A 17389-nucleotide genomic window follows, 5' to 3' on the forward strand; every position below is an offset into this window, starting at 1 on the left:
CGAGGAGCCCACGCGATGAGCCAATGTCCCTTTTCAAGCAATCCGCCGGCTGAGTGGCATAACGCCGAGCTGAATTTTTCCGACTCCATGAGCTACGGCGACTACCTGGACCTGGGGCGCATCCTCAGCGCCCAGCACCCCCTGTCGCCGGACCACAACGAGATGCTCTTCATCATCCAGCACCAGACCTCGGAGCTGTGGATGAAGCTGATGCTGCACGAGCTCAAGGCGGCCCGCGAGCATGTGCGCCAGGGCCAGTTGCCGCCGGCGTTCAAGATGCTGGCGCGGGTTTCGCGGATTTTCGATCAACTGGTGCACGCCTGGGCGGTGCTGGCCACCATGACGCCGTCCGAGTACAAGTCGATCCGGCCTTACCTGGGCCAGTCCTCGGGCTTCCAGTCGTTCCAGTATCGGGAGATCGAATTCATCCTCGGCAACAAGAGCGCGGCCCTGTTGCGGCCCCATGCCCATCGTCCCGAACTGTTGCAATCGCTGGAAGCGTCGATTGCCACCCCGTCCATGTATGACGAGGCGATTGCCCTGATGGCCCGTAGCGGCTTGAGCATCGACCCTGCGCGCCTGGCACTGGACAGCACCACCACGACTCAGCATGACCCGTCGGTGGAAGCGGCCTGGCGCGAGGTCTACGCCAACCCTTCGGCCTATTGGGACCTGTACCAGTTGGCGGAGAAGTTCATCGACCTGGAAGACTCCTTCCGCCAGTGGCGCTTTCGCCATGTGACCACGGTGGAGCGCATCATCGGCTTCCAGCCCGGCACCGGCGGCACCGAAGGCGTGGGCTACCTGCGCAAGATGCTCGACACCGTGCTGTTTCCCGAACTGTGGCGAGTGCGCTCCTCGCTCTGACCCGAAAACGCCCCGCCTGCCGGGGCGTTTTCATGTGCCTGCCGGCGTCTGACTCCCTGAGACCCTGGTGCGGCCGCTGCCGCAGACTGCGATCGGCAGCGCAGCAGACGCGCTCTTGAGGTCTGGAAGGTCCTCCGGACCTTATCGCAGCCTGCGGCAGCGGCTACAGAGGTCGTTAGAGAGCAGCGGGCGCTGGCGGCAGTTGCGCTCTGGGGATAAGGTGGCCGCCTTCGGTGCACCATTTTTACTCTCTGAGGCAGACCACATGTCCCGGACCTTCGAGCTTGAAACCCTCAAGATGCGGCTCAGCGATCCTGAGTTCCGCCCTCTGGACCTGCACCAGCGCATCCAGCGCGCCTTGCGCGGGCTGATCCTCGACGGCGCCCTGGGCCCCGGCGTGAAGCTGCCGGCGACCCGGGCCCTGGCCAAGTCGCTGGCGGTATCGCGTGACACCGTGGAAAACGCCTATGTGCAGTTGCAGCGCGACGGTTTTGTCCTGCGGCGCAAAGGCTCGGGGAGCTATGTCTGCGAAACCATCGGTGCCCAATTGCGTGGCCCGTCCCGCCGGCGCCAGCTCCAGCAAGGGTTGCCGGCCCACAGCCCGGAACCGGGAGCGGGCCTGAGCCGGCGCGGCGCGGCACTGTTGGCGCGGGGTGGGGTCAGCGATCAGCAGGCGGTCACGGCCTTCGCTACCGGTTTGCCGGAAACCCGCAGCTTCCCGCTGGAGGTCTGGGAGCGCCTGCAACGCCAGGCATTGAAGGATTACCGTGCCAGCGTGCTGCTGCATGGCGATCCCCAGGGCGCGCTGCCCCTGCGCAAGGCGATTGCCGCCTACCTCAACCTGGAACGCGGGGCCAAGGTGCAGCCCGAGCAGATCCTGGTGCTGAGCAGCACTCGCCAGGCGCTGTTCCTGTGCGCGCAACTGCTGGTGGACGCCGGCAAGCCGATCCTGATGGAGAACCCGGGCTACTTCGGCGCGCGCAAGGCCTTCGAGGCGGCCGAGGCGCGGATCGTGCCCATTGATGTGGATGGCCAGGGCATCCGCACCGACCTGTTGCGAGCCGACCGCAGCGGCGCCCGCTGTGTCTATGTGACGCCCTCGCACCAGTACCCCACGGGTGCCACCCTGTCCCTGGAGCGCCGCCTGGAGCTGACCCGCTGGGCCGCCGAGCACGACCGGTGGATCATCGAGGACGACTACGACAGCGAGTTCCACTACGAGGGCCTGCCCACCGCCTGCGTCCAGGGCCTGGACCCGTTTCGGCGCACCCTGTACATCGGCACCTTCAGCAAGACTCTCTATCCGGGCCTGCGCATGGGCTACATGATCCTGCCCGCCGAACTGGTGGGGGCCTTCAGCAGTGCCCGCAGCATCATGGACGGGCACACGCCGCAGATCCTCCAGCTGACCCTGGCGCGGTTCATGGAGGAGGGGCACTACAACGCCCATGTACGGGCCATGCGCAAGCTCTACGCCGGGCGCCGGCAGGCCATGCTCGAGGCCATAGGGCGGCATTTGCCGGGCATTGCCAGGGCCTTGCCGCCACCCGGCGGTTTGCAGGTCCCGTGTCTTCTGGAACCCGGCTGGAGCGAAGAGCTGACCCAGCAACGTGCGGCCAGGGCTGGCATCCAGTTGCCGGGGCTCAGCCGGCTTTATGCGGGCGAGCAGAAGCAGCAGGGCTGGCTATTGGGCTATGCGTCCCTGAGCGCCCATGAGATCGAGGCGGCGATGGCGCGTCTGGCCCAGGCCCTGGGAAAGCCCTAGCCAGCGGCCTTTTTCCAGCGCCGGCGGTCAGGGCTTGGCGCGTTCCAGTGCCAGGGCGCTGCGCGGGCCCAGGATCAACAGGTGCACGGTCAGCCCGGCAACCAGCCCCCAGAAGGCACCACCGATCCCCAGCAGAGTGACGTTGGCGGCAGTGGCAAGGAAGGTGATCAGCGCGGTTTCCCGGGTGGCCGTATCGGCCATGGCGTTGGCCAGGCTGCCGCCGATTGCCCCCAGCAATGCCAGGCCGGCCAGGGTGGTGATAAAGGCCTTGGGCAAGACCATGAACAGGGTCGCCAGGGTGACCCCGAAGGTCCCCACCAGGATGTAGAAAACGCCGCAGGCGATACCGGCGATATAGCGTTTGCCCGGGTCCGGGTGGGCATCCTCGCCGGTACAGATCGCCGCCGTGATCGCCGCCACGTTGAATGCGTGAGCGCCGAACGGCGCCATGATCAGCGAGCCCAAACCGGTGACCGTGAGCAGCGGGTTGGCGCTGGTCTGGAAGCCGTCATTGCGCAACACCAGCATGCCCGGCATGTACTGGCCGGTCAGGGTGATGACGAACAGTGGCAGGGCCACGCCGAGCAAGGCCGACACGGAGAACTGTGGCGCAGTGAACAGGGGAGCGGCGAAGCTCAGGTGCACGTTGGCGAAGTCGACTCGCTCCTGGACGATCAGCAACGCCAGGCCGATGAACAGGATGCCCACCACGGCAAAGCGTGAAGTGAAGCGCCGCAGCACCGCATAGGACAGTACCAGCACGATCACCAGCAGTGGATCGGCACTCGCGCCGCCAAAGGCGTTGATCCCGAACTGCAGCAGGATGCCTGCCAGCAGGCCAGCCGCGATGCCCTTGGGAATCAGGCGCACCAGCTTGTCGAAAGCCCCGGACCCGCCCAGGACGATGAACCCCAGGGCGCAAATCAGGTAGGCGCCGATCACCTCGGCATAGGGCGTGAAGGGCATCACCGTGGCCAGGAAGGCCGCCCCGGGGGTAGACCAGGCGGTAATGATCGGCGCCCTGTAGCGCAGGCTCAGCCACATGCCGCTCAGGCCCACGCCCAGGGACACGGCCCAGACCCAGGAGGTGGTCTGGGCGGGTGTCAGCCGGGCCAGTTCAGCGGCCTGGAACACCAGGATGAAGGTCCCGCCATAGTTCACCAGCACTGAGATCAGTGCCGCCACGGTGGGAGAGAAGATATCGGCCGGTCTAAGGCCTGTCGCGGTTCTGTTCATAAGCCACTCTCCGTCAAGGAACAGGCTCCCTGGCCCAAGCGCCGGGAGAGGCCCGATTCTAGGTAACGGATGGACTATCGTTTCGAGCCACATTCTTGTTTGCTGGCAGACCACTTTGGCGGCGCCGACAAAAAAGCCCGGCCTTGGATAAGGCCGGGCTCGGGGGTGTGGCGTGAACCTGTGGGCTTAGCGCAGGGCGGGTTGCGAAGCTTTCTTCGCCCGGCTCAGGAGGTAGAAGCCCCAGATCACCAGGACCCACACCGGGATCGCGTACACCGAGGCACGGATGCCGGGGATCATCCACATCACGCCGACGATCATCACCATGAAGGCCAGGCACAGGTAGTTGCTCAGCGGCGACCAGAAGGCCTTGAACGAAGGCACCACGCCCTGCTCGGCCATGGCCTTGCGAAAGCGCAGGTGGGTCAGGCTGATCAGCGCCCAGTTGATCATCAATGCGGCCACCACCAGGGCGAACAGCAACTCCAGCGCTTCATGGGGCGCCAGGTAGTTGACCAGCACGCAGAGCAGGGTGATCAGCGCGGAAATGCCCAGGGCCAGGATCGGCACGCCCTGCTTGTTGAGCTTCATCAGCGCCTTGGGTGCGTCACCCTGTTCGGCCAGGCCATAGAGCATGCGGCTGTTGCAGTACACGCCGCTGTTGTACACCGACAGCGCCGCAGTCAGGACCACGAAGTTGAGGATCTGCGCTGCGGCATCACTGCCGATCAGCGAGAAGATCTTCACGAACGGGCTGCTGCTGTAGGCGTCGCCGCCAGCGTTGAGGCTCACCAGCAGTTCGTCCCACGGGTACAGCGACAGCAGCACCGCCAGGGCGCCGACGTAGAAGATCAGCACCCGGTAGACCACCTGGTTGATGGCCTTGGGAATGACCTTGCGCGGTTCGGCGGCTTCGGCGGCAGTGATGCCCACCAGTTCCAGGCCGCCGAAGGAGAACATGATGAAGGCCATGGCCATCAGCAGGCCGGTGCCGCCGTTGGGGAAGAAGCCGCCGTGTGACCACAGGTTGCTCACCGAGGCCTGGCTGCCGCCGCTGCCGCTGAACAGCATGTAGCAGCCGAGGACGATCATGCCGACGATGGCCACTACCTTGATAATGGCGAACCAGAACTCGGCCTCGCCGAAGAACTTCACGTTCATCATGTTGATCAGGTTGACCAGCACGAAGAACACCGCTGCGCTGACCCAGGTGGGGATCTCCGGCCACCAGAACTGCACGTACTTGCCCACCGCAGTGAGCTCGGCCATGCCCACCAGGACATACAGCACCCAGTAGTTCCAGCCCGCGAGAAAGCCGAAATAGCCGCCCCAGTACTTGTGCGCGAAGTGGCTGAAGGAACCGGCCACCGGCTCCTCGACAATCATTTCCCCCAGCTGGCGCATGATCAGGAAGGCAATGAACCCGGCAATCGCGTAGCCCAGGATCATCGAAGGTCCGGCGGATTTGAGAACCCCGGCCGAGCCGAGGAACAGTCCGGTGCCGATCGCCCCGCCCAGGGCGATCAGCTGAATATGGCGGTTCTTCAAGCCACGCTTGAGTTCACCCTGCTTCAAGGTTTGATCCACTAATGTGCGCTCTCTTCTAGTTGTTATCAGGATCGATCGGGGTCGATCACGGCGAATGCTGACGGGATCAGATATTACTCTCGGTGAACCGCTCGTAATACAGCTGAACGCGGTTAAGTTGCTGTTCTTGCAGCCAGATCCGGATCGAGTCGACCATTGGCGGCGGCCCGCACACATACATGTCGGTGTCCTGGTCCCGCAGTTCGCTGCTGTCAAAGTGTTCGCTGATGTAGCCGCGCTTGCCCGGCCAATCCGGGTCGGCGTCGCTGATCACCGGGGTGAAGCGAAAGTCCGCCAGGCGTTCGCCATGGGCCTGGATCCGCTCCAGCTCGCACAGGTCGCGGCTGTGGCGCACGCCGTAGTACAGGTGCACCGGCTGCTGGCAGCCCTGCTCGACGATCTGTTCGAGCATCGCCAGCAGGGCCGAGAGCCCGGTGCCACCGGCCACCAGGATCAGCGGACGGCTGATCTGGCGCAGGTAGAAGGCCCCCAGCGGCGCCTCCAGCTGGAGGGTGTCGCCCACCAGGCAGCGCTCGCGGATGTAGTTGCTCATCACCCCGTCGGGCAGCAGGCGGATCAGGAACTGCAACTGGTTGTCCGCCGCCGGCCGGTTGGCGAAGGAGTAGGCCCGGCTAGTGCCGGTACCGGGGATGCTCAGGCGGGCGTACTGGCCCGGGAGGAAATCCAGTGGCGCCTGATGGCCGCCCAGATCCAGGTGGAGGATGGCGGTGCTTTCGGACACCTGGCGCACGTCGATCACCGAGCCCTGCAACTGCACCGGGTCGGCGCTGTGGCACAGGCTGGAGTCGAAATCGAAATAGAACGCTGCGTCGGACTGCACCCGGGTCTGGCAGGTGAGCATCTTGCGCTGTTCCAGGTCCTGGGCGCTGAGGGCTTCTTCGTCCACATAGTCCTGGCTGTACTGGCCCGACTCGCAACGGCCCTGGCAGGTGCCGCACACCCCTTCGCGGCAGTCCAGGGGGATCTTGATGCCGTTGCGCAGGGCGGCGTCGAGCAGGATTTCATTGGCCTTGACCGGGAAGAACAGGGTCTTGCCGTCGGCAAAGCTGAACGCGACCTTGTGCGTCATGGGAGAACTTCCGTGGGTCAGAGGTGATAGAAATCGAGCACCGAGTTGATCGTGTCGTTGAGCAGCAGCACGTGCTTGCGCTGGATCAGCCAACTGTCGCCCTGGGGCTTGAGGTCGTAGGTGGCGTGGCCGTAGAACTCCTCGGAAGTGGCCAGGCGATAGAACAGCGTGTGCCAGTTCAGGCGTACCCGCAGCAGGCCGTTGTCGCCCTCGGCAATGCGCAGGTTGCTGACCATGTGCAGGGTGCGCGGCATAGGGATGGTCGAGGCCGCCTTGCCGGTGCGCAGGCGGAACACCCGGTCCTCCAGCCCCGAACGGTTGGCGTAGTAGATCAGCGACATCTCGCGTTTCGGGTCCCGGGTGTAGACGTGTTCCGAGTCCCACTGGGGCAGGTGGAACTCGCTGTCCACGGCAAACAGTTGCAGGTAGGCGTCCCAGTCCTGGGCATCGCAAAGCTCGGACTTGCGGTAGAAGAATTGCTCGATCTGGTACTGCAATTGCGCATTCATGCTTACACCTCACGCAGTTTCAGGGGCCGGCGCTGCAGGCCGTCCAGGAGGAACTTCTGCCAGTTCTGGTGCTGGTTGACGTACAGCCCCTCATGGGTGATTTCGGTGCCGGTCATGGCCGGCTGGATGCCCAGGTTCTCGCTGTTGGCGGTGGGGCCGCTGACCCAGCGGTGATGGCCGCGCGAGACATCGCTCCAGCGCTCCAGGCGCCCCTGGAAACCGCGCTGGGCCTCGCGAAATTCCACCAGGTCGTCCGGCGTGCCCATGCCCGAGACGTTGAAGAAATCCTCGAACTGGCGGATGCGGTTTTCCCGGTCGGCGTCGCTCTCGCCCTTGACCCCGATGCACTGGCTGATGATCTCGGTCTTGTTCCAGGCGATGGGGCGGATGATCCGCAACTGGGAACTGATCTGGTCGAGGAAGAACAGGCTGGGGTAGATGTTCAGGTTGCGCAGGCGGTGCATCATCCACTCGGCCTTGGCCTGGCCGTGCTCGGCCACCAGGCGCGGCATGATGCTGGCGTAGCCGGAGCGCACCGCCGGGTTGGGCATTTCGCTGAACAGCACGCTGTGGCCGTTCTCGAAGGCGAACCAGCCATCGTCGGTGCTGGCGTCGCCGGCGCCGAGCTTGCTGTAGTCCAGGGTGGCGCTGCTGCCGGCGCCGCTGTCGGCGTTGACCTGCTGGCGGTGCTGCACCGTGGCCACGTAGTTGTAGTGCACGGTGCTGACGTGATAACCGTCCAGGCCGTTCTCGTTCTGCAGCTTCCAGTTGCCGTCGTAGGTGTAGGCGGACTTGCCCGGCAGCACCTCCAGTTCACCGTCGGGGGACTGGGCGACCATCATGTCGAAGAAGATCCTGGCGTCGCCGAGGAAGTCTTCCAGGGAATTGTCGGCGGCCACGTCCAGGCTGATGAAGACGAAGCCCTTGTAGCTCTCGATGCGGGCCTTCTTCAGGCCGCGGGCGGCCTTGTCGAAGCCCTCGTCGTATTCCCCTGGCGCCTTGACCTTCACCAGGCGCCCGTCGCTCTTGTAGCACCAGGCATGGAAGGGGCAGGTGAAGGTGGACTGGTTGCCCTTGCCGACCCGGGTCAGGGTGGTGCCGCGGTGCTGGCAGGCGTTGACCAGGGCATTGAGCCGGCCCTCGCCGTCGCGGGTGATGATCATCGGCTGGCGCCCGGCGCGCATCGTGATGAAGTCGTGGTTGTTGGGCAGCTCGCTTTCGTGACAGGCGTAGATCCAGTTCTTCTCGAAGATCAGCTCCATCTCCAGGTCGAACAGCTCGGGCTCGGTGAACATGTCCCGGGCGATACGGAACACCCCGTCCGCGGGACGAAAATCCAGGCAGCTGCCGATGAAGTCTTGCCACTGCTCGACGTTTCTTGCACCACTCATGAGTCGGTACCTTTTTTATTCAGGCCAATCGGGTGCAGTCATTAGAGAGAGGGGAGGGGGCCTGCGGCTATCCGCTTAGTCGGCCAAGGTCATCCACAAAATTGCCCGTTCCCGGCAAGGCATGGAGCAGCAGGCCCTTGGGTAGCATCTACCCAGCATCGTGCAGGCAAGCGATGGATGGCTGCCTGTTGGTGCGCTGATCGGCTACTGTGAGCGCAGCCAATGAGAGTGATGGGGCCCGGTTATCCACTTAGTCGACGATTGCTATCCACTGGGTTGGCAGCGCCGTCGGCTGGCGCAAAACTTGCCCTGTCATACAAGACGCGCCGTCAGAGCGCGCTGAATAAAAATTGCCGTGGGTGCGCCGTGATGAATAGCAAGGCTGATGGGCAGTTTCGCGAGATTCGTATCGATCGCTTTGACCTTGAAGGGGCCAGGAACTGGATGGCGGGAATCTGTGGGCCTCACCGCCTGGAAACCGCCAACCCCGAACGCATTCGGTTCCACCACAGTGCCAACGTGCTCAGGTCCCGTTCCACGACCCTGGGCATCATCGAATACGGCACCGATGTGGTGGTGGATATCCAGGACACCGAGCGCTTCAGCAGCTACAGCCTGAGCCTGCCGTTGTGCGGCGAGCAGGAACTGAGCAAGGACGGGCGTCTCTTGCGCTCGGACCGCGGCCAGGGGGTGATCATCGCCCCCAACGAAAGCCAGGTGCTGGCCATCTCCGGAGACTGTCGCAAGCTGCAGGTGGTGATTTCCCGGCCGGCCATGAGCGAGGCCCTGGAAGGCCTGTTGCAGCGCCCGGTGCTGGAGCCGCTGCGTTTCGAGCCCGGCATGGATGCGCTGCACGGTGCCGCCGCGGCCTGGTGGCGCATGGCGCAGCATTTCATCGGCGAACTGGCACAGGGCAACGAGCTCTATGAACAGCTGGCCTTCACCCGGGAAATCGAAAGCTCATTGATCAAGGGCCTGATCCTGGCCCAGCCCAACAACTACTCCAGCGAGTTGCGGGCGATGCTCGGGGTCAAGCTGCCCCACTATCTGGTACGGGCCCGCCAGCACTTGCATGAACATGCCCGCGAGACCGTGCACCTGGAAGACCTGGAGGCCGCCGCCGGCGTCTCGCGCTTCAAGCTGTTCGAGGCCTTTCGCAAGTACTTCGCCCTGTCGCCCATGGCCTACCTCAAGCGCCACCGGCTCAATGGCGTGCGCCAGGAAATTCTCGAGCACGGCTCGGCGCGCAACATCTCGGAGATTGCCCTGGGCTGGGGCTTCACCCACCTGGGGCGGTTCTCCGCCGAGTACCGCAAGCTGTTCGACGAAACCCCGAGCGTCACTGCCCAGCGTCACCCCGCGCGGCGACCGGCCGGGTTCTAGGACGCCTTACTTGCGCTGCACCAGGTCCAGCAGGCTGTTCTGTTCCTTGATCTTCTGCAGGACGATTTCCGAGCGGATGTCGGTCACGCCCGAGGCGCGGTTCAGATGGTTGACGATGAAATCCGAGAAGTGCTTGAGGTTGCGCGCCTGGATGCGCAGCACGTAGTTGCTGGCGCCGGTGATCACGTAGGCGGCCACCACTTCCGGCCACTGCTGGACCTTGCCGATAAAGGTCTCGTGCCAGCCTTCCACGTCCTGGCGCAGGGATACGTGGACGATCGCCTCCAGCTCGATGCCCAGGCGCTCGGCATTGAGCTGGGCGCGATAGCCGCTGATGATCCCCTCCGTTTCCAGCAGGCGCAGGCGGCGCAGGCAGGCCGAGGGCGAGAGGGCGACTTTCTCCGCCAGTTCCTGATTGCTGATACGCCCGTCCTGTTGCAGGAAGTAGAGGATGCGCAGGTCCGTGGAGTCGAGGGTCATGGTTGGCATAAATCCGCGTTTTTTATTGGAGGATTAGAATTTTATTCGAGATTAGTACGACAGCGCGCTGCACTTTGCACGAAAATTCTCCCGGTCTTCGTCCATTATTTCTCAAGTTTTCGGGTTTCCAGGACCCCGTGCCCGGCCCCTTCCGGTGGGCATGACATTGACCAAGACAGGACTGCCAATGATCGATAAAAACCACTGCCTGCGTCTCGATGAACAGGACCCCCTGGCGCCGCTGCGCCAACAGTTCAGCCTGCCCGAAGGGGTGATCTACCTCGATGGCAACTCGCTTGGTGCCCGCCCCGTGGCGGCTGCCGAGCGGGCCCGGCAGGTGATCGAGCAAGAGTGGGGCGAGGGCCTGATCCGCAGCTGGAACACGGCCGGCTGGCGTGACCTGTCCCAGCGCCTGGGGGATCGGCTGGCGCCGCTGATCGGTGCGGGTGCTGGTGAGGTGGTCATCACCGATACCACTTCCATCAACCTGTTCAAGGTCCTCAGCGCCGCCCTGCAGGTCCAGGCCGGACGTGCGCCCCAGCGGCGGGTGATCGTCTCCGAAAGCAGCAACTTTCCTACCGACCTGTACATAGTCGAAGGCCTGACGCAGCTGCTGCAGCAGGGGTACTCCCTGCGCCTGGTGGACAGCCCGGAACAACTGCCGGCGGCCATCGACCAGGACACCGCGGTGGTGCTGCTGACCCACGTCAACTACAAGACCGGCTACATGCACGACATGCAGGCGACCACCGGGCTGATCCACGAGGCGGGCGCCCTGAGCATCTGGGACCTGGCCCACTCGGCCGGTGCGGTGCCGGTGGACCTGGGCCGCAGCGGCGCCGACTACGCCATCGGCTGCACCTACAAGTACCTCAATGGCGGCCCCGGCTCCCAGGCCTTCGCCTGGGTCGCTCCGGCGCTCTGCGACCTGGTTACCCAGCCGCTGTCCGGCTGGTTCGGCCATGCCCGGCAGTTCGACATGGCTACCCGCTACGAGCCTTCCAGCGGCATTGCCCGCTACCTGTGCGGCACCCAGCCGATTACCTCTCTGGCCATGGTCGAATGCGGCCTGGAAGTCTTCGAACGGACCGACATGCAGAGCCTGCGGCGCAAGTCCCTGGCGCTGACCGACCTGTTCATCGAACTGGTGGAGCAGCGCTGCGCCGGTCACGAGCTGAAGCTGGTGACCCCGCGTGAGCATGCCAAGCGTGGCAGCCATGTGAGCTTCGAGCACCCCGAAGGCTACGCGGTGATCCAGGCCCTGATCGCCCGGGGCGTGATCGGCGATTACCGCGAGCCGCGGATCATGCGTTTCGGCTTCACTCCGCTGTACACCCGCTTCAGCGAGGTATGGGACGCGGTGCAGATCCTCGGTGAAATCCTCGACCAGAAAACCTGGGCCCAGGCGCAATTCCAGGTGCGCCACAGCGTGACCTGAGGCGTGTTTCACCCCCTGGTTGCCGCCCTGTGCGGCGACCAGGCCAGCGGCACAAGGACGGGCCGTCACAACGATTTATACGTGCACACAACAATAAAGAGGCACTCAAAGTGACCACCTCCAATAAGGGTTTCGAAGCGATATCCAATCGCGAGCACGGCCTCAGGCGGCAGTTGACCGCCGGCCAGATGAGCATGATCGCCATCGGCGGGGCCATTGGCACCGGGCTCTTCATGGGCAGCGCCTACGCCATCGGTTATGCCGGCCCCAGCGTGCTGCTGAGCTACGCCATCGGCGCGTTGATCACCCTGATCCTGATGGGCTGCCTGGCGGAAATGACCGTGGCCCATTCCACCTCCGGCTCCTTCGGTGCCTACGCCGAGTTCTACGTCAGCCCGCTGGCCGGCTTCCTGGTGCGCTATGCCTACTGGGCGGCCATCGTGCTGGCGGTGGGTGCCGAAGTCACGGCCATCGCCATGTACATGAAGTACTGGTTCGCCAACGTTCCGGAGTGGGTGTGGATCATCTCCTTCTCCAGCGTGCTGATCGTGCTCAACGGCATCAGCGTGAAGACCTTCGGCAACTTCGAATACTGGTTTTCCACCATCAAGATCGCCGCCATCGTCGGCTTCATCATCCTGGCGGTGTACGTGGTGTTCGGCTCTGGCAACCCCGACTACGGGCTGCACAACTACAGCGCTCACGGCGGCTTCTTTCCCAACGGTTTCGAAGGCATGTGGATTGCCGTGATTGTGTCGATCTTCAGCTACCTGAGCGTGGAGATGATCGCGGTGGCGGCGGGCGAGGCCAAGGACCCGCAACGCGCGGTGAAACAGGCCTTTCGCGCCACCATCGTGCGCCTGGTGGTGTTCTATCTGCTGACCCTGGCGCTGATGCTGGCCATCGTGCCCTGGGCCCAGGCCGGCAAGGTCCAGAGCCCGTTCGTCACGGTGATGCAGACCATCGGTATTCCCGGGGCCACCGGGGTGATGAATTTCGTGATCCTGATCGCCGCGCTATCGGCGATGAACAGCCAGCTCTACATCACCACGCGGATGATGTTCAGCCTGTCCCGCGCCGGCTATGCGCCCAAGTCCATGGGGGCCCTGAGCAAGAACGGGATTCCGCTCAATGCCCTGCTGCTGTCCAGCTCCGGCATCGCCCTGGCGACCCTGGTCAACGTGCTGTACCCCGAGAGTTCGTTCACCCTGATGATGGCGATCTCGATGTTCGGCGCGATCTTCACCTGGTTCATGATCTTCCTCACCCATTACTGCTTCCGCCGCTATCACCAGCGCCACGGCGAGCAGCAGTTGTCGTTCCGCATGCGCCTGTTTCCCTACAGCACCCTGCTGGGGCTGGTGCTGATGGGGGCGGTGATGATCACCACCTTCTTCACCGAGGCGTTCAAGATGACCCTGGTGTTCGGGGTGCCGTTCCTGCTGTTGCTGACCCTGGTCTATTACCTGTGCTTTCGTAAGCCGCGGGTGGTCGCCGGCTTGTCGGAGGTCTGAAGCAAGGCCGCCCGGGCGGTCCTAGCGGCTGCCCAGGGGGCATTCCTCTCGCGCCTGTTGCAGGCTGGTCTCGAACAGCTCGAGCCGGCCCTGCAACTGCTGCAAATCCTCGATCTGCTGTTGCAGCTCGCGCTTTTTCTGCGCCAGGGCCGCCTGGGCCCGGTCCCAGGGGAAGGCCTGCCCCTGGTGGGTGGCGAACACCTGCTGCAGTTCCTTGAGCTTGAAGCCCAACTGCTGGGCGCACTTGATGAATATCAGTTGCTCGACGCTCTGCGCGTCATACAGGCGGTAGCGACCCTGGCGTGGCGCTTCGGGCAAGAGGCCGATGGCCTCGTAATGACGGATGCTCTTGACCGTGGTTCCGGACAGTTGCGCGGCTTGGCCGATGTACATGAAGGCTCCTTTTCCAGTACCGGGTCGTCGGGCGGTGGACGGCGTTGCGCATTATCCGGCGCTTTCACTGCCTGGCAAGGTGCTCCACTTGCAGCAGCCAGTCGGCCCGGCGTTCCTGGCTGGCGTCCAGCACCGGGCCGAAGGTCAGGGTGCGCAAGGGCTTGATGCCGCAGAAGGCCAGGGTGGTGCGGCGCATCTGCTGCAAGCCGGGCATGCGGTAGAACCAGCGGAAGTACCAGGGCGGTGTATCCATGGTCACCAGCAGGTGGGCGCTGCGGCCCTTTAGCAGCTGCTCCGGAAAGGCTTTGCCGGGGCGGTACTTGAAGGCGAAGCCCGGCAGCAGCACGCGATCGAGAAAGCCCTTCATCAGCGCCGGAATGCCGCCCCACCAGATGGGGAAGACCCAGGTCAGGTGTTCGGCCCAGAGGATGTCGGCCTGGGCCTGCTGCAGGTCTTCTTCCAGGGGCTGGATCTGGCGATAACCTTCGCGCAGCACCGGGTCGAAATGCAGGTCGCCGAGCCTGAGCTGGCGCACTTCATGGCCGGCTTCCTGCGCCGCCTTCACGTAGCGCTCGCTCAATGCCGCGCACAGGCTGTGGCGCGAAGGGTGGCCGAGAATCACCAGGATGCGTTTGCTCATTGCCGTGGTCCTTGAGGAATAAACCCCAAGGCTAAAGTCTGCCCCTAAGGGGAGAGTCAAGGCTCCAGCAGCGCACGGCACAAGCCCTGGGCATACAGGGGCAGGGCGTTGAAGTCGCGGGCGCACAGCAGCAAGCGGCGGCGTGCCCAGGCCTCGTTCAAGGGGCGGCTTTGCAGAGCCAGGTGCAGGTTGCGTTGCAGGGCCGCCAGGGGCACCAGGGCCAGCCCGGCGCCGCGGGCCACCATGCGCAGCACGGCGTCGAAGCCTTCGGCGCGGATGCGCAACTGCATGCGCCGGCCAAGGTGCAGGGCCTGTTCCTCCAGGTACACCGCCAGGGCGCTGTGGCTGGCCAGGCCGACATAGTCGTGGGCCAGGCTGTCGCTGAAGCTGGGGGCCGCCAGGGCACCCAAGGGGTGGTCCGGGGGCATCACCAGCACCAGGGGGTCGTCGCGAAAGGCCCGGGTCATCAGACCCTGGGTGTCCACCGCATCGGAGACGATCCCCAGGTCCGCCGCGCCCTGGCGCAGGGCGTGGGTGATGCGCTGGCTGGGCAGCTCCTGCAGCTCGATATCGACATGGGGCTGGCTGTGCAGGAAGTCTGCCAGCAGCTCTGGCAGGTACTCGCTGAGTGCGGTGGTGTTGCACAACAGGCGCACCTGGCCCTTGACCCCCCTGGCGTATTCGCCAAGGTCCTGCTGCAGGTGCTCGGCGTACAGCAGCAGCGTTCGCGCGTGCTGGGCCAGGGCCTTGCCTGCGGCTGTCGGGCGGATGCCACGACGCCCGCGTTCGAGAAACTCGATGCCCAGCGAGGCCTCCATGGCTCGGATTCGAGCGCTGGCGGCGGCCAGCGACAAGTGGCTGCGAGCGGCACCGGCGGTGATGTTGCCGGCCTCCAGAATGTTCAGGTACAGGCGCAGGTCGATCAGGTCGAAGTGCATGGGGCATCTCTCGGGGGGCGTCATTTTTGCAGGAGCCGGCTTGCCGGCGAAGAGGCCGCTGGGTTCTGCGCAAATCTCGAAATCGCTTTCGCTGGCAAGCCAGCTCCTGGGGCGGTACGGGCCATAGGTTTTTGTATGTGCCTATTGCCGGGCAAGAGGCTGGCTCAGTATATGGCAGATTTTCAGCAGGGCGAGCAGGGCGCAGGATAGGCCCATGAACAGCTCGCTCGCGTTTTATCAGAATCTCGGAATGGCCCTTTCCCTGTTGGTGATCGGCACTTTTGTGCTGGCCGGCATGGTCAAGGGGGTGATCGGTCTTGGCCTGCCCACCGTGGCCATGGGCCTCTTGGGGCTGGCTATGGCACCAGCGCAGGCTGCGGCCCTGCTGATTATCCCGGCGACCCTGACCAATCTCTGGCAACTGGCCTTTGGCGGGCATCTGCCGGCCTTGCTCAAGCGCCTGTGGCCGATGCTGCTGGCGATCTTTGCCGGCACCGCCGCCGGCTCCCTGTGGCTGGGAATCGACGCCGGGCATTGGGTGGTGCGGGGCTTGGGGGCGGCACTACTGCTATATGCCCTGAGCGGCTTGCTGTTGCCGACCCTGCGAGTGTCGGCGGCCCAGGAGCGCTGGCTGGGGCCGCTGTGCGGGCTGGTCACCGGGGTCATCACCTCGGCCACCGGGGTGTTCGTGATTCCGGCGGTGCCCTACCTGCAAGCCCTGGGGCTGAACAAGGATCAGCTGGTGCAGGCCCTGGGCCTGTCGTTCACCGTCTCGACCCTGGCCCTGGCCGGCGGCCTGCTGTGGCGCGGCGCCCTGGGCGGCGCCGAGCTGGGGGCCTCGCTGCTGACCCTGGCCCCGGCGCTGCTGGGCATGTGGCTGGGGCAGTGGTTGCGCCAGCGCATCAGCGCCCAGTTGTTCAAGCGGGTGTTCTTTGTCGGCATGGGCCTCTTGGGCGGGCACTTGCTGATCAGCGGCTAGCTTTTGCTCAGCGGCCAGCCGCGGCCGGGCTGAGCATGTCGATGGCGCGGATCTCGAAGTCGCGCTCCAGGTAGTCCATGCGCGCGTCGAGGAACTGCTGCATGTGCGGCAGGCTGGAGTGGCTATCCAGCGCCTCCTGGGAAGCCCAGACCTCGTAGAAAATGAACAGGCTCGGGTCCTGTCGGTCCCGCAGCATGTGGTATTCGATGCAGCCGGCTTCAGCGCGGCTGGCGGCTACATGGCCGAGAAAGAACGCCTCGAAGGCATCAGCCCGTTCCGGGCGGGTCTTGGCGTGAAGGATGAAGGCCGAGGGTGTGGGCATAAGGAGCACTCTTGCTGATGGGGAGGTCGGCAAAAATTCTAAGGCAACAATCCACCATTGATTCGTGCGTTTGAGTCAAATGTATTTTGAACAACCCGGGCTTATTCTCCGGCCCTGGCCTGGTTAACCTGCCGCCATCGTTTTCAATCTTCACAGCCCGCCGCCATCGATGCGCAACGGGTTGTTCCCGATGAGGCTGGATCATGAAAAAAGTACTGCTGCTCAATGGCGCCAAGCAATTCGCCCACTCCGATGGCCGCTACAACGCGACCCTGCACGACACCGCCCTGGCGGTACTGGATCGTGGCGGCCTGGAGGTCAAGGTCACCCATATCGACGAGGGTTATGACATCCAGGAAGAAGTGGCGAAGTTTCTCTGGGCCGACGTGATCGTCTACCAGATGCCCGGCTGGTGGATGGGCGCGCCGTGGATCGTCAAGAAATACATCGACGAAGTCTTCACCGAAGGCCACGGCAGCCTCTACGCCAGCGACGGCCGGACCCGCTCCGATGCCTCGCAGAAGTACGGCAGCGGTGGCCTGATCCAGGGCAAGCAGTACATGCTTTCGCTGACCTGGAACGCCCCGCAGCAAGCCTTCGACGATCCCACCGACTTCTTCGAGGCCAAGGGCGTGGACGCGGTCTACTTCCCGTTCCACAAGGCCAACCAGTTCCTGGGCATGAGCGCCCTGCCGACTTTCCTCTGCGTGGACGTGATGAAACGCCCGAACATCGAAGGCGATGTGCAGCGTTACGAGGAACACCTCAAGGCAGTGTTCAATCTGCCGGGCTGAATCCGGCTACTATTGAGTGCCTTGAAATTCAGGGGCGATGTTGCCCCGCTGCCGCCAGAGGAC

The 17389-nt window shown here is 64.2% G+C and carries 17 protein-coding genes; 7 read left to right on the plus strand and 10 right to left on the minus strand.

What is annotated here, in order from left to right:
* Positions 1-15 precede the first annotated feature (15 nt).
* Positions 16-867: a tryptophan 2,3-dioxygenase gene (gene kynA, locus AC1RMG_RS06770; protein WP_011059117.1), complete on the plus strand. Its 852-nt coding sequence runs from the start codon at positions 16-18 to the stop codon at positions 865-867.
* Positions 868-1132: 265 nt separating this feature from the next.
* A complete protein-coding gene (gene pdxR, locus AC1RMG_RS06775; protein WP_065364673.1) occupies positions 1133-2632 on the plus strand; it encodes a MocR-like pyridoxine biosynthesis transcription factor PdxR in 1500 nt (499 codons plus the stop codon).
* Between the two features lie 27 nt (positions 2633-2659).
* Here the strand turns inward: pdxR and AC1RMG_RS06780 are convergent, their stop codons facing one another.
* From AC1RMG_RS06780 to antA, 5 genes are all read right to left on the minus strand, one after another.
* The gene (locus AC1RMG_RS06780; RefSeq protein WP_493168803.1) at positions 2660-3868 is read right to left on the minus strand and encodes a benzoate/H(+) symporter BenE family transporter; all 1209 of its coding nucleotides are present in this window, start codon (positions 3866-3868) and stop codon (positions 2660-2662) included.
* Between the two features lie 186 nt (positions 3869-4054).
* Positions 4055-5455, minus strand: a complete 1401-nt coding sequence (locus tag AC1RMG_RS06785; protein ID WP_011059120.1) for an amino acid permease — start codon at positions 5453-5455, stop codon at positions 4055-4057.
* Positions 5456-5522: 67 nt separating this feature from the next.
* Complete coding sequence (antC, locus tag AC1RMG_RS06790) at positions 5523-6545, minus strand: anthranilate 1,2-dioxygenase electron transfer component AntC (protein ID WP_065364671.1); 1023 nt, start codon at positions 6543-6545, stop codon at positions 5523-5525.
* Positions 6546-6562: 17 nt separating this feature from the next.
* Positions 6563-7054, minus strand: coding sequence for an anthranilate 1,2-dioxygenase small subunit (gene antB, locus AC1RMG_RS06795; RefSeq protein WP_011059122.1), 492 nt, complete (start codon positions 7052-7054; stop codon positions 6563-6565).
* A 2-nt stretch (positions 7055-7056) separates the two neighbouring features.
* Positions 7057-8445: an anthranilate 1,2-dioxygenase large subunit gene (gene antA / locus AC1RMG_RS06800; protein ID WP_493168805.1), complete on the minus strand. Its 1389-nt coding sequence runs from the start codon at positions 8443-8445 to the stop codon at positions 7057-7059.
* Between the two features lie 369 nt (positions 8446-8814).
* On the opposite strand from antA, the gene AC1RMG_RS06805 reads away from it, so the two are divergent.
* A complete protein-coding gene (locus AC1RMG_RS06805; RefSeq protein WP_011059124.1) occupies positions 8815-9828 on the plus strand; it encodes an AraC family transcriptional regulator in 1014 nt (337 codons plus the stop codon).
* Positions 9829-9834: 6 nt separating this feature from the next.
* Here the strand turns inward: AC1RMG_RS06805 and AC1RMG_RS06810 are convergent, their stop codons facing one another.
* Entirely contained in the window at positions 9835-10308 is a 474-nt protein-coding gene (locus AC1RMG_RS06810; protein WP_011059125.1) for an Lrp/AsnC family transcriptional regulator, read from the minus strand.
* Positions 10309-10495: 187 nt separating this feature from the next.
* Between AC1RMG_RS06810 and kynU the strand changes: the two genes are divergently transcribed.
* The gene (gene kynU / locus AC1RMG_RS06815) at positions 10496-11746 is read left to right on the plus strand and encodes a kynureninase (RefSeq protein ID WP_011059126.1); all 1251 of its coding nucleotides are present in this window, start codon (positions 10496-10498) and stop codon (positions 11744-11746) included.
* 110 nt (positions 11747-11856) lie between these two features.
* Positions 11857-13260 carry an amino acid permease gene (locus tag AC1RMG_RS06820; RefSeq protein WP_125063627.1) on the plus strand — a complete coding sequence of 468 codons (1404 nt, stop codon included), beginning with the start codon at positions 11857-11859 and terminating at the stop codon, positions 13258-13260.
* Between the two features lie 21 nt (positions 13261-13281).
* Here AC1RMG_RS06820 and AC1RMG_RS06825 read toward each other — a convergent pair whose 3' ends face one another.
* From AC1RMG_RS06825 to AC1RMG_RS06835, 3 genes are all read right to left on the minus strand, one after another.
* Positions 13282-13653: a MerR family transcriptional regulator gene (locus tag AC1RMG_RS06825; protein WP_019095167.1), complete on the minus strand. Its 372-nt coding sequence runs from the start codon at positions 13651-13653 to the stop codon at positions 13282-13284.
* A 64-nt stretch (positions 13654-13717) separates the two neighbouring features.
* Positions 13718-14293, minus strand: a complete 576-nt coding sequence (locus tag AC1RMG_RS06830; RefSeq protein WP_015634061.1) for an NAD(P)H-dependent oxidoreductase — start codon at positions 14291-14293, stop codon at positions 13718-13720.
* A gap of 56 nt (positions 14294-14349) precedes the next feature.
* Positions 14350-15231 (minus strand): LysR family transcriptional regulator, encoded by an 882-nt coding sequence (locus tag AC1RMG_RS06835; RefSeq protein WP_072442959.1) that lies wholly within the window; start codon positions 15229-15231, stop codon positions 14350-14352.
* 214 nt (positions 15232-15445) lie between these two features.
* Here AC1RMG_RS06835 and AC1RMG_RS06840 point away from each other — a divergent pair, with 214 nt between their 5' ends.
* Positions 15446-16210 carry a sulfite exporter TauE/SafE family protein gene (locus tag AC1RMG_RS06840; protein WP_065364667.1) on the plus strand — a complete coding sequence of 255 codons (765 nt, stop codon included), beginning with the start codon at positions 15446-15448 and terminating at the stop codon, positions 16208-16210.
* Positions 16211-16217: 7 nt separating this feature from the next.
* On the opposite strand, the gene AC1RMG_RS06845 is transcribed toward AC1RMG_RS06840, so the two are convergent.
* On the minus strand, positions 16218-16532 hold the full coding sequence (locus tag AC1RMG_RS06845) for a putative quinol monooxygenase (RefSeq protein WP_410036411.1): 315 nt from the start codon (positions 16530-16532) through the stop codon (positions 16218-16220).
* 203 nt (positions 16533-16735) lie between these two features.
* Between AC1RMG_RS06845 and mdaB the strand changes: the two genes are divergently transcribed.
* The gene (gene mdaB, locus AC1RMG_RS06850) at positions 16736-17326 is read left to right on the plus strand and encodes an NADPH:quinone oxidoreductase MdaB (RefSeq protein WP_015634065.1); all 591 of its coding nucleotides are present in this window, start codon (positions 16736-16738) and stop codon (positions 17324-17326) included.
* Positions 17327-17389: the final 63 nt, after the last annotated feature.

This window comes from Pseudomonas sp. GW822-FHT04H02, from assembly GCF_058800645.1.

Excerpts from the sequence above, each read along its gene's own strand:
- kynA (WP_011059117.1), top strand. The coding sequence starts at position 16 with ATGAGCCAATGTCCCTTTTCAAGCAATCCGCCGGCTGAGTGGCATAAC.
- pdxR (WP_065364673.1), top strand. The coding sequence starts at position 1,133 with ATGTCCCGGACCTTCGAGCTTGAAACCCTCAAGATGCGGCTCAGCGAT.
- AC1RMG_RS06780 (WP_493168803.1), bottom strand. The coding sequence starts at position 3,868 with ATGAACAGAACCGCGACAGGCCTTAGACCGGCCGATATCTTCTCTCCC.
- antC (WP_065364671.1), bottom strand. The coding sequence starts at position 6,545 with ATGACGCACAAGGTCGCGTTCAGCTTTGCCGACGGCAAGACCCTGTTC.
- antB (WP_011059122.1), bottom strand. The coding sequence starts at position 7,054 with ATGAATGCGCAATTGCAGTACCAGATCGAGCAATTCTTCTACCGCAAG.
- antA (WP_493168805.1), bottom strand. The coding sequence starts at position 8,445 with ATGAGTGGTGCAAGAAACGTCGAGCAGTGGCAAGACTTCATCGGCAGC.
- AC1RMG_RS06805 (WP_011059124.1), top strand. The coding sequence starts at position 8,815 with ATGAATAGCAAGGCTGATGGGCAGTTTCGCGAGATTCGTATCGATCGC.
- AC1RMG_RS06810 (WP_011059125.1), bottom strand. The coding sequence starts at position 10,308 with ATGACCCTCGACTCCACGGACCTGCGCATCCTCTACTTCCTGCAACAG.
- kynU (WP_011059126.1), top strand. The coding sequence starts at position 10,496 with ATGATCGATAAAAACCACTGCCTGCGTCTCGATGAACAGGACCCCCTG.
- AC1RMG_RS06825 (WP_019095167.1), bottom strand. The coding sequence starts at position 13,653 with ATGTACATCGGCCAAGCCGCGCAACTGTCCGGAACCACGGTCAAGAGC.
- AC1RMG_RS06830 (WP_015634061.1), bottom strand. The coding sequence starts at position 14,293 with ATGAGCAAACGCATCCTGGTGATTCTCGGCCACCCTTCGCGCCACAGC.
- AC1RMG_RS06835 (WP_072442959.1), bottom strand. The coding sequence starts at position 15,231 with ATGCACTTCGACCTGATCGACCTGCGCCTGTACCTGAACATTCTGGAG.
- AC1RMG_RS06840 (WP_065364667.1), top strand. The coding sequence starts at position 15,446 with ATGAACAGCTCGCTCGCGTTTTATCAGAATCTCGGAATGGCCCTTTCC.
- AC1RMG_RS06845 (WP_410036411.1), bottom strand. The coding sequence starts at position 16,532 with ATGCCCACACCCTCGGCCTTCATCCTTCACGCCAAGACCCGCCCGGAA.
- mdaB (WP_015634065.1), top strand. The coding sequence starts at position 16,736 with ATGAAAAAAGTACTGCTGCTCAATGGCGCCAAGCAATTCGCCCACTCC.